Origin of the sequence: Larkinella terrae, from assembly GCF_009668025.1 — a bacterium.
GTDB lineage: Bacteria > Bacteroidota > Bacteroidia > Cytophagales > Spirosomataceae > Larkinella > Larkinella terrae.
In genome coordinates this window covers 78,745-90,750 of the sequence record NZ_WJXZ01000014.1, presented here as the reverse complement: position 1 = coordinate 90,750, position 12,006 = coordinate 78,745, and the positions used below count along the sequence as shown (strand labels likewise).

The window sequence follows — 12,006 nt, the reverse complement described above, 5'->3', positions numbered from 1 at the left end:
TTATTGGTACAACTTCGCCAGATTCAACCGGTTGATTCGGGTAATGGACAGGTGGCTTTTTTGAATGCGGTTTCCGGCGCAGTAGCTCAGCAGCACGTCTTTTTTAACGAAATGAATCGCGATGTAACAGTACCAGCCCTGCGGGTCCGTCTCGATGTTGCGGATGTGCTGCCAGGTTTTGCCGTCGTCTTTCGAAATCGCCACCGTCAACGGCGTTCGCATGTCCTTGATTTCCGGGTTGCTGCCGTCATTGTTGTTCCAGACCACGAGCAGATCGCCGGTCGACGGAATCCGGGCGATAGAGGCCGGAGAAAGGGGCGATTTCAGCGAACTCGGCTCGATGTGGCTCCAGGTTTGCCCCTTGTCTTTCGAATAGGAAAGCTGTTGCGCGCCCCCGCTCGACCGGATAAACATCATGATCGTGCCGTTTTTCAGCTCCACGACGCCCGGTTCCTGCGTGATGATTTCGGTGGTATTGGGAACCGCTTCACCGGATTTCCAGGTCGTGCCGCTGTCGTCGGAATAATAGCTGTAGAGCGTGGCCTTGTTCTGCCATTTGCCGCCCAGCGATTGATGCTGCGCCACGGCCATCAGCAGCCGCCCGTTTTTCAACTGGATGACCCGGTTGTTGTTCAACACAAAATAACCGGCTTTATCCGTAATACAAGGGGTGGGCGCGCTCCAGGTTTTGGCTTCGTCGGTCGAAATCCGCATCATCGGAATGCAGTCCTGCTCGGAGTTCTTTTTCAGGTAAAAGAGCGCAATTTTGCCGTTTTGCAGCCGCAGCAACGATACCGACATCACGTTCATATCGCCCTCTTTGGCCACAATGAGCTGATCCTGATCGGTCCAGGTTTTGCCGCCGTCGCTCGAAAACCGTCCCGCCAGATACGCCGGGGCGTGGTCGCTCGTACTGGCCCCGGTGTAGTGGCTGTACACAAACAGAATTCGCCCGTCTTTCAGCGTAATAAAATCGCCTTCGCTGTTGCGCGGGTTGTTGTCGCGGGGGTTCAGTTGCAAAGCAACGCTGGAAACCGGGTCGGTCTGCGCCCAAACCGTTCCGAAAGTCAACAAAAGAAGCGTACAAAAAATAAGTTTGGTCATGGTGGTCAGGAAGTTGTGTATGGACGGTTGACGATTGACGATAGAGCATTGACCATTGACGATGGACGATAGACCATTGACGATGGACGATTGACGATGGCCAATCGCCGATAGACTATCGTCGATGGTCTATCGTCAATCGTCGATTTTTATTGTAAATCCAATCCAGGCTCAGGCGCGTTACGTTGGTGACTGACAAACCGGTGCCTTTGGGGCGGTTTCCGGCGCAATAACTCAATAAAACGTCTTTTTTGCCCACGAAATGAATGGCCGTGTAACAATACCAGCCGTCGGGGTCGGCTTCGAGATTTTTGACGTGCTGCCAGGTTTGGCCTTCGTCTTTCGACACGGCAATGTTCAAAGGGGTTCGTCGGCCTTTAATCGGGTTGCCGTCCTTGTTGTCGTTGTTATTCCAGACCATCAGCAGATCGCCGGTGGATGGAATGCGGGCGATGGTTGCGGGCGAAACCGGCGACACGATGGCGGTTGGCTGGGCCGGACTCCAGGTTTGTCCCTGATCCGTCGAATACGAAGCGTACTGCACCCCGGCATCGGTCCGTATAATCATCATCAACCGCTTGTCTTTCAGCGAAATAAGTCCCGGTTCCTGATGAATGACGGCATCCGGATTGGCAACTTCCTGACTCACGTTCCAGTTCTGGCCGTTGTCGTCGGAATAATAGGTAAACAACCGGCCCCTTCCGTTGAAACCGGCACCGGGTGGTGTTTCGTGCAGGGCGACCGGTATCACCAGCCGACCGGTTTTCAGTTGGATAACGCGGTTGTTGTTCAGCACAAAATAGCCTTTGCGGTCGGTAATGCAGGGAACCGCATCGCTCCAGGTTTTGGCTTCGTCGGTCGAAATCCGCATCATCGGAATGCAATCGTCAATGGAATTTTTGCGGGCGTAGAACAACGCAATGTTTCCGTTTTGCAGCCGCAGCAGCGACACCGACATCACGTTCATGTTGCCTTCGTTTTTCACAATCGGCGTATCTTCCGGCGTCCAGGTTTTGCCGCCATCGCTGGAAAACCGCCCCACCAGCGTAGCTGCGGCAAAATCGCTCGAAGACGTTCCGAGAAACCGCGAATAGATGAACAAAATCCGCCCGTCTTTCAGTGTAACAAAATCGCCTTCGCTGTTGCGCGGGTTGCCGGGACCCGGATTCAATTGTAACACCAGCTTTTTCTGCGCCGAAAGGCTCGTTGGCGTGTTTCCGGTAATCCGCAAAATTTCCTCCGCCATGTTCGCGGCAATGAGTTCGTGGCCCTTGTCGTTCGGGTGAACTCCGTCGAGCATGAGCGAGTCAAAACTTACTCCGGTCTGCGTCTGGTAATCCCGAAAAGCTTTGTTGTTATCGACCAGACCGGTTTGGTATTTCTGGGCATAATTCCGGACGGTTTCCAGGTACGACTGCAAGCGCTCATTCTGGTAATCCGGGTACTTTTTGCCGAGCGGATTCGGAACCGTCAGGATAATTTTGCTGCCCTGTTTCTGCAGCGATTCGATGATAAACGCCAGATTTTGCTGGTATTTCTCCAGCGGAATGCGCGACGGACCCGTAGCGCCCCCGCTGTCGATGTGCGCATCGTTAATCCCGAAACCGATAATGACCAGATCGGGGTGATGGGCCAGCACGTCCATCTCAAACCGGTCGAGCGCGTGTCTGATTTTAAACAGATTATGGTCCGTCTGGCGACCGGTATGGCTCCCCGGAATCCCCGCGTTGATGACTGTGGCACTCAAGCCTTTCTGCGCCAGCAACTGCGGCAGTCGCTGCGCAAACACCTGATTGACGGTTTTTCGGGTGGCCGTAATGGAGTTTCCAAACGCCACAATCGTGAGATTATCTTTGTCCGTCGACCCCGGTTTTTCGGAAAAAACCGGGAAGCTGAGGAGAAAAGCGAAAACTATGAAAACTGCCCCCAACCCCCTAAAGGGGGCTTTAATTGTTCGAGAAAAGCCCCCTTCAGGGGGTTGGGGGCGATAGCAAATCGTAACCATTTTTTGATCGTTTAACTGAACATTAGCTTACCGCAAAAAGTCCTTTTCTTCCAGTTTGACGCGCAGTTCGCCCTGCATGACGGTGATCCAGAGCAGGCCCGGCTTTTCTTCAAATAGGTACGGATACGACAGGCGGGGCTGGGTGCCGCGCTCGGCGAAAACGACCGGTTTGCTCCAGGTCTTGCCCTCGTCGCTCGAAAAGGCGATCGACAGCTCGTCGCGGTGATTGCTGGCCGGAACTTCCGACCATTGGTTATCGCCCCCACTGAGTTTATAGTCTACTTTTCCTTCCGGAAAACGGCGGTTCCAGACCAGCACCAACTTGCCGTCTTTCAGGCGTTTGAGTAAACCGGGCGCCGAGCTGGCGCTGATTTTCGTCGGGTTAAACCCGCTCCAGGTAACGCCGTCGTCTTTGGAATAAGCCTCCCAGAAGCTGCCCCAGTTGGTGCGAAGCAGCAGCCACAGACGGCCATCCTTCAACTGCTCGACGGTCGCTTCCGTCACTCCGCCGTGGTGACCGGTTCCGCCCAGATCGATGATCGTGCTGCGCGTCCAGCTTTTGCCCTCGTTTTTGGACGAATAGGTCAAAACCGAATGCCGACCCGGATTGTGCTGCATCATCATGGACGTAAAAACGATGCTGCCGTCTTTGGTTTCGATCATGTCGCGGATGGCGCCGGTCCACTCGTCGTGGAGTTTCTGGGCATCCTGCCAGGTTTTGCCGCCGTCGAGACTGCGCACGGTGTAGGTCGGCAATTTGGCGTCCGGCGAGTCGGAAATTTCCTTCTGCCAGTTCCAGTTGGCACGTTCTTTCAGGTTCATGCAGGCCAGAATAATCGCCCCTTTTTTGGTGCGAATCAACGCCCGTTCCTCACTGATTTCAAACTTTTCGGGATCGTTGAAAATCGGGTATTCCGTCCAGGTTTTACCTTCGTCCTTGCTAATCAGGCTTTTGGTTTTCAAAACCGTCAGAATTCCGCCGTCGGCCAGCCGAACGAACGGCCCCATTTTCAGTCCCGGAATTTCCTGCACCTTGTCGGCAATCCAGGAGCCCGAAGTCGTCGTTTTCCCGCCGGATTTGTCCAGCCCGGCGGTTTGTGCCAAAACCGGTACGCTACCCGTTAGGGCCAGCCCAGCGAGAAGCAGAACGACGACCGGTTTTATTGTTTTCAAGACGTTCATACAAAAAGTGTTAAGGGTTTAGAGTCAGCTAATGATTGCTTTTATTACCGGAAACCGCTACGGAACGAATCATCACTGCGGCTGGTGGAGCAGCAAGCTTCGCCAGGCCAATCCGCAGGTAATTAAACCCAAACTCGGGTCGACGACGGAAATCGGACTGGGCCGCCATTCGGTCGTTTACGTACAAAACGGCTTTATTTTTCTCCGAATCCCACTTAATTTCTAAAACCGTCGAGCGGTTTTTCGACGGTTTTTCCGGGAAGTCGGCGGGTTTAAACGAAAACCCAACTACGCTGTGTTCAGCGGCCTGCGCGTCCGTCGAAACCGAAAAATGATCGGTCAGCACCAGCGAAATCGCGGGCAAATCGGGCGATATTTCCAACTCGGTTTTCAGCGTTCCCCGCCCGGTAGCCGGGAAATTCCAGACGGCCTCGGCATTCGTTTTTCCGCTGCCCGCGGTCACCAGCAAGGCTTTCCGAGCGGTTTTTGGGTCCGACGATAAGCGGATCAGGCTGTCGGCGTCGTACAGTGTCCATTGCACCAGCCCGGCGGAAAAATCGTCCCGAGCTTCGGATTGTTCGAGCCAGTCGGGATCAAATAGTACGATCGATCTGGCTTCCCCCTGCCCGGCCACGAAGGCCACTTTTCCGGTGGCGGTTTCCGCTGCCGACGCATACGCCGTGCCCCGGTCGTTGGTGGCTTTTTGTTTGGCCGATGGGGTGGTCAACACTTCCCGAAATCCTTTCCAGGTTTTTCCTTCATTCCGGCTGATGGCTGCGTGCAGCACCTCGCGACCTCCGGCGGCATAGCTGCGGGGATTGTCCCAACGCTGGTTGGCGTTGTAAAACAGCACGATACGGTTATCCGAAAGCCGGAGCAGCTCCGCGGGCGAATCCGAAGAAATAAAGCGGGAGGGCTGAGCCGGTTGCCAGCTTTTGCCGCGATCCGTCGAAAACGACTCGTACAATCGGCCTTTATTCGTGCGAATCAGCATCCACAACCGGCCATCGGCCAGCTCAAGCACGTCGGGTTCAATCCCGCCGTAACGAACCGGCATGTGTCCGTCGATTTCAACCCGCAGTTGATCCGCTGACGGTTTCCAGTTCTGCCCGTTGTCGTCCGAAACCATTACCCGAATGTCGTTCCAGCCGTAATCTTTCTGACCGTCAGCGGGTTTTTCCAGCCGTTGCGGCACCGCTCGGGCAAATGAAATCAGCAATTCGCCGGTGGTCAACTGAATAAAACTCCGCATCGAGCCCACGTAGCCGTCGTAAATTTTTCGGGGCGAACTCCACATTTTTTCCGCAGCGGTTTTCCGGCAATACCAGACATCCAGATGCCTGCCCCGGTAGCCGTTTTCGCCCGTACTCCACAGATGAAAAATGCAGTGTAACCCGCCATTCCGATCTTCCAGCAGGCGGTTGGCATAATACGCCTGCCCCGGCAGGTCGAGCTCCTTCACCGGTTCGGACCATTTCAAGCCATCCGGTGACGAAATCGACAGAAGCTTGTCAGCTTCGCCGGGCCGATTGACGTAAAAAACCGTTAATCCGCCGTTTTTCCTGCGGATGAGCGTGGCTTCATTCGTGGGAGCGGAAGTTACGCGGGTCGGTTCGTACAACGCGGACGCCCGTTGCGGAATCCCGCGCAGCCGCATTCCGAACGATGACTCATCCGGGCTCTGCGCATAACTTTCGATTCCCCAGAAAACACCGAGGCAATGCACCGGGATGCCGACGAATCGGGACTTCCGGAACGTTGCGGTCAGGTGTTTGTGTAGGAATCGAATCGTCATTTTACTGCTGGTGTACGGTTTTCGTGAAAAATCGCTGAAGATTGAAACCGGACCGGTTTTTTGTCCGATCCGGTTTCAAGGCCGACTTTTAATTGTTGACCAGCCCGCTCACGGCAGAAATCCGGTCGCAGATGTCCACGATGTCTTTCTCTTTCCAGGGCGAATTGCCGAGACCCAGGGGCGGGTTGGGCGCGCCGATGTTGATGTCGTGCTTGAGCAGCATGGCCTGATGGAAGAACGACCAGATGTTGGGCAACACGTCGAAGATAATTTCCTGGAACGTGAGCATAAACCGGTTGCCCAACTCAAAATTGCCTTTGATAAACTCTTCGCGCACGAACTTGCACTCCTCGCCCCAGAGGTTGAAAAAGCTCCCGATCGCGCCCACGGTTCCGCACAAAGTAGCCTGACAGAACAGCTCGTCGGCCCCGCTGAAAAGCACCATTTTATCCTGCGACAGAATGTGAATCAGGCTGATTTCGTACAGGTTCTGCGTCGTGAGTTTCATGCCCGCAATGTTGGGCAAACTGAGAATCTGCTCGATGTACTGCCGCGCGTCACCTCCGAAAACACTGTGGTTCCCAATGTGATACGGAAAAAATGGAATGTCGATGGACGACCCGATCGCGGAGTAATGCGCCAGGGCGTTCCGGACGCCGGACTGGTAGTAAATCGGGCCGACGGTCGAGATGCCGTAAACGCCCATTTCCTGCGCCGACTGCGCCAGCCGGATCGACTCGTTCGTGTTCAGCGCACCCACCTGAGCGATCACCGGCATGGCGCCGTTGACGGTTTCCATCACGGTTTGGGTAATGGTCATCCGTTGTTTTTCCGAGAACAGAAATCCCTGCCCGGTGGAGCCTAAAATATACAGACCGTCCAGTTTTTGCTTACTGCATAGCTCGACAATTTTCTCAAGTTGGTGTAAATCAGGGTTACCGTTTTGATCGACTGGTGTGAACAGGGCCGGCCACAGGCCACCGATTGGGGAATGATTCATGGTGTTTGTGTACTTGTTTTTATAGTTTAAGTTTTTGGTTTTTAGGTTTATGGTTTTCCGTATTCGGTAGCTGGCGCTCAAAAAATGAACAATTAACAATGAATAATGAACTTCAAATTGGGCATCACCTTTTAAAAACTGAATACTGAAACCTGTAAACCGCTATTCATAGCCCGGATTCTGGATGAGTTTGGAGTTGCGGCTCATGACGGTTTCGGACAGCGGGAAGAGCAGCAGGTTGGTCTGGCCTTTGCGGTCGGCAAGCGACGGAACCAGGTCGAAGGCTTTGTTGAAGCGGACCAGATCCCACCAGCGTTTGCCCTCAAACGCCAGCTCGAACAGGCGTTCCCTGAGAATTTCGTCGTCATTAGCGGTTTTCGACGTCGACACGAACTTGTGTTTTTCAAACTGATCGCCGTACGCCCGCTGCCGCACCAGGTTGATTTCGGCCGAGGGGTCCTGACCGAGCGCGTTCTTGGCTTCGGCAATCATCAGCAGAATGTCGGCGTAGCGGTAAATGATGATGTCGTCGAGAAACCGGCGGCCGTTGGCGTCGATAAAACCGCTGAACTTGGTCATGATCGAGGTGTAAAAAGTCGGGTTCCCCTGCGCGTTTTTGCCGTAAATCTCCACGAATGATTTGTCCTTGCGTTTGTCGTCGGCCGTGAATTGTTTCCGCATCGTTTCCGAGGGCGCCCACCAGTTCATGCCCCCGCCGAGTCCGATTTTCTTCAACGTTTCGGCATCCACGCCCGGCGGCAGATCGCTGTCGCGGATGTACATGTCCCCGCTGTAATTGTTGACGGCCTCCAGGTCCTGGTACCGCACCGCAAACACAATTTCCTTGTTTCCTTTGTTCGTATAACTGAACACGTCCGCAAAATTCGGCAGCAGGGCCACGTCGGTTTTCTGAACTTCCTGCAAAGCCGCCAGCGCGGTATTCAACGCGCTTTCGCCACCGTTTCTACGCTTGGCAATCCACAAATAGACGTCGCCCTTCAGGGCGTTGGCCGCCGGTTTCGACCATGCGCCCCGTTTGGTGGGATAGGTGTTGACCGGGAAAAGCTCCAGGGCTTTGGCCAGATCGTCCGTGATCAGCTTAAACATTTCGTCCTCGCTGGCCCGCGGTTTGTAAATCGTAGCGGGGTCGAACGACTCCGTCGGGTCGAGCAGCAGCGGGGTTCCACCCCAGGTCCGCACCAGCACGAAATACAGGAAGGCCCGCATCGTGTAGGCTTCGGCCAGAATGTTGTTTTTGTTGCTTTCCGACGTAAACGCGATGCCCGGTGCGTATTTCAGGATTAGGTTGATGTCGTGAATCACCGTGTAGATGCTGCCCCAGTCGGGGCCGGGCGCGGTAATTTTGTTCAGGCGGTTCTGGAAATACGGAATCCGGAAATCGGCGTTTAGAATACCGGTTCCCATGATTTCGCTGCGCGACTCCCCGAGGTAATAAAGGTTGAAATCCGTGAAGGAGCGAAAACGGGCGTACATGCCGCTGCGGGCACCGGTCACGTCTTCCTGCGTGGTCCAGAACGAGGTCGCCGTGATCTGGCTATCCGGTTTTACATCCAGTTCTTTGTCACAGGAACACAACAAAGAGATGAATAACAAGGCAATGAGGTTGTTTTTCATGATCGTTCCTTGATTAAAATGACACATTCAGACCTACGATGAAATTGCGCGGAACCGGGTAGCGTCCGTTGTCCTGCCCGCCTTCTTCGGGGTTCAGACCGGAATATTTCGTAAAATATTTCAGGTTGTTGGCGGTCACATTCAGGCGCAGGTTGCTCAAACCGAGCTTCGACGTCAGGGCGCTGGGAAAACCGTACCCGAGCGTAATTTCCCGAATAGCGAGGAAATCGCCTTTTTCAAAATACAGCGAATTTTGCCGGAAAAGGTTACTCTGGACCTGCTGGTCGGCGTAGTAATAGCGGGCAATGTCGGTCTGGTCACCCGGTTTTTGCCACGAGCGCAGAATGTCGTTGGACGCGTTGTTTTCGCCCACAAACTGACCGTTGTACAGGGCCCGCGTGTAGTTGTAAATCGTGTGGCCCAGCGTGAAATCGGCCCGGGCGTTCAGCGTAAAATTCTTGTAGGCGAAAGCCGTTGTAAAACCGCCGGTGACGGTCGGGTACGGATTGCCCAGATACACGCGGTCGTACGAATTGATCTGCTTATTCCCATCGACATCCAGCCAGTTCACATCACCCCCGAATTTCACCTTGCTGGCCAGCGGAACGATGTTGTCAATGGGTGCGGCAGCCGCTTCTTCGTCGGTGGCAAAAATGCCGATCTGCTTGTAGGCGTAATAATCGCCGATGCGCCCTCCCTCCTGCAAACCACCGCGCCACTCGTTTTTACCGGTTTCGGGATCGTACACCAGCACCCCGCCGACCCGGTTTCGCTCGTTGCCGTTGGCCGGAAGTTTCAGGATTTTCTGCTGGTTGGTGGCGATGTTAAAACCGGCATTCCAGTTAAAACCAGACTCCGTGCGGATGATCGTACCCGAAATTTCGACCTCAAAACCCCGGTTCTGGAGGCTGCCGTAGTTGGTCAGAATGGATTGAAAACCGGTTTCCAGCGGCAATTCGAGGTTGGTCAGCAGGTTGTCCGTTCGTTTGTTGAAATAATCGACGAGCAGGTTGACGCGTCCGTTGAACAGCCCGATGTCCAGACCGACGTCGTAGGTCTGCGTCTGCTCCCATTTGAGGTTCGAGTTGGGAATAACGGTGTTCTGAATGGCCGCCGTGCCGTCGTAGCGCGCGCCGACATTGTAATTGCCCTGTGCCTGAAAATCACCGAGTTGGCCCAGGTTTCCGTTCACGCCGTAGCTTGATCGCAGCTTCAGGATGTTCACCACGCCGGTCAGGCCCAGGCCTTTCCAGAACGATTCGTTGTGGATATTCCAGCCCACGGAAGCTCCGGGGAACAATCCCCATTTGTTATTCAAACCGAGGTTGGAAGCGCCGTCGTAACGGGCGTTCAGCGACAGCAGGTATTTCTGCGCAAAATTGTAGTTGGCACGTCCGAAGAAGCTGATGATCCGCTGTCGCGTAATCGAACTGCTGACGGCAACCGCCGTGGCCGAAGCGTTCAGCGTCGGAATAATGTCCGTCGAAGCGCCCTGACCCGTCGCCGACAACGCCGATATTTTCCGGTCAAAATAGGAAGCCCCCAGCATGAAATCCAGGCCGTGCTGGTTGATGCTTTTGTTGTACGACAGAATGGCGTCGACCTGCTGCTGCCAGTGCGTCTGGCGCATGCCGGTGGCCACCCGCGAATCGATGAACGCCAGGGGGCCGTTGAGGTACGATTTCTGGAAGGAATTGTTGTTGGTTTCGATGACGTAGAGCGAGGTCGAAGGCTCGAACGTCAGCCCCGGCAGGATGTTCCAGGTCAAGCCGCCCCCGAGCGTCAGCCGGTACAAATGATTGTCCGTCGTATACCGGCTTAACTGGTACAAGGGATTCCCGATCGAGCGGTTAAAACCGGGCGACATCGTGCCGTCTTCGAAATACAGTTTGGCCGTCGGTGGCAGGGCCAGCGCGCGCTGAAAAATCTGGTTATCGTTGAAAACCTGGTTGTTCCCCGAATTGGTAAAATTAGTAAAGGCGTTCACTTTCAGCTTCTCGCGAATCTTCAAATCACCGCTCAGATCGAACGTAAACCGCCGGAAATCCGTGTTGATGGCGATGCCCTGTGATTTCAGGTAGCCTACACCCAGGTTGTAGCTGCCTTTTTCGGTGCCGCCCATTGCGCCCAGGTAATAGTTCTGGGAAATACCGGTTTGAAAGAGCACATCCTGCCAGTCGGTATTTTTGAAAATGAGGGTTTTGGTCGGATCGGCGGGGTCGGCAATGCTTTCCCAGCCTTCGCTGAGTTTGTACTGGTTCTGGGGAGTGAGGTATTGCACCGTTGAATACGTACGGTTGGTGAGGTCGTTACCGGTTCCGAAGCTGTTGGCAATGCTCAGCACGCTCATGCGTTCCGGAATCTTTTTAGCCGAGTTCAACACGCCCAACCGCCCAAAATACACGTAATCCCGCGCCGACATCATGTTGTATTTCTTCGCCAGCTGCGAAAACGTGGTGTTCTGCCGAAACGTGATCTGCATTTTCCCGGCTTTGCCCTTTTTCGTCGTGATAATCACCACACCGTTGGCGCCCCGCGCCCCGTAAATCGACGTGGAGGAAGCATCTTTCAGCACTTGCAGCGTTTCGATGTCATCGGCATTGATGTCGTTCATGTCGGACCGGATGACGCCGTCTATAATATATAAGGGAGAAGAACCGTCCGGGTTGTTGATGGACGTTCCTCCGCGAATGATCACGCGGGGAGCGGCACCCGGCTGGCCGGTGGTGGTCTGCACCCGAACGCCCGGTAAGGTTCCCTGCAGCGCGGAAGCGGCATTGGCGTAGGGAATGTTTTCCAGCACCTTGTTGTCCAGCTTGGAAATCGAAGTCGTTACGGTTTCGCGGGATTGCGAGCCGTAACCCACCACGACGACCTCGTTCAAGGTTTTCTGATCCGGTTCCAGCACGACGCTGAGTTCGGTCTGGTTGCCGGGCGTAACTTCTTTGGTGATGTAGCCGATGTAACTAAAAACCAGTGTTTTGTCGGCGGGGGCATTGATGGTGAACTTTCCGGCGGCATCCGTCGTGACTCCGGTTTGCGTGCCTTTCACCACCACGGTAACAAACGGCAGGGGCGAGTTGTCGGCCCCCGAAGTGACGATTCCTTTGACCGATTGGGCCTGAGCAACGGCGAGATGACCCAGGATCAGCCAGCAACAAAGAACGATGAACTTACAAAAGTCTCCTGGCAGTGTCTTCATGGAAGTAGATAGTTAGAATCATAGAATGATATAGTGGGTGCTGGCTTAAAGGGAGAATTAAATATTATCTTTTTATTTGTCCT

7 protein-coding genes are annotated in these 12,006 nt (G+C 54.4%); all 7 read right to left on the bottom strand.

Annotation, left to right across the window (positions count from 1 at the left end; all coding sequences use genetic code 11):
• The gene (locus GJJ30_RS22425; protein ID WP_154177436.1) at window positions 1-1,104 is read right to left on the bottom strand and encodes a sialidase family protein; all 1,104 of its coding nucleotides are present in this window, start codon (window positions 1,102-1,104) and stop codon (window positions 1-3) included.
• A gap of 115 nt (window positions 1,105-1,219) precedes the next feature.
• Window positions 1,220-2,941 carry an exo-alpha-sialidase gene (locus tag GJJ30_RS32405; RefSeq protein WP_310588363.1) on the bottom strand — a complete coding sequence of 574 codons (1,722 nt, stop codon included), beginning with the start codon at window positions 2,939-2,941 and terminating at the stop codon, window positions 1,220-1,222.
• A 195-nt stretch (window positions 2,942-3,136) separates the two neighbouring features.
• Complete coding sequence (locus GJJ30_RS22415; RefSeq protein WP_154177435.1) at window positions 3,137-4,291, bottom strand: sialidase family protein; 1,155 nt, start codon at window positions 4,289-4,291, stop codon at window positions 3,137-3,139.
• Window positions 4,292-4,319: 28 nt separating this feature from the next.
• Window positions 4,320-6,086 (bottom strand): sialidase family protein, encoded by a 1,767-nt coding sequence (locus tag GJJ30_RS22410; protein WP_154177434.1) that lies wholly within the window; start codon window positions 6,084-6,086, stop codon window positions 4,320-4,322.
• An 88-nt stretch (window positions 6,087-6,174) separates the two neighbouring features.
• Entirely contained in the window at window positions 6,175-7,086 is a 912-nt protein-coding gene (locus GJJ30_RS22405; protein WP_154177433.1) for a dihydrodipicolinate synthase family protein, read from the bottom strand.
• 162 nt (window positions 7,087-7,248) lie between these two features.
• Window positions 7,249-8,721 carry a RagB/SusD family nutrient uptake outer membrane protein gene (locus tag GJJ30_RS22400; protein ID WP_154177432.1) on the bottom strand — a complete coding sequence of 491 codons (1,473 nt, stop codon included), beginning with the start codon at window positions 8,719-8,721 and terminating at the stop codon, window positions 7,249-7,251.
• A 13-nt stretch (window positions 8,722-8,734) separates the two neighbouring features.
• Window positions 8,735-11,923, bottom strand: a complete 3,189-nt coding sequence (locus tag GJJ30_RS22395; RefSeq protein WP_154177431.1) for a SusC/RagA family TonB-linked outer membrane protein — start codon at window positions 11,921-11,923, stop codon at window positions 8,735-8,737.
• Between the last annotated feature and the right edge of the window lie 83 nt (window positions 11,924-12,006).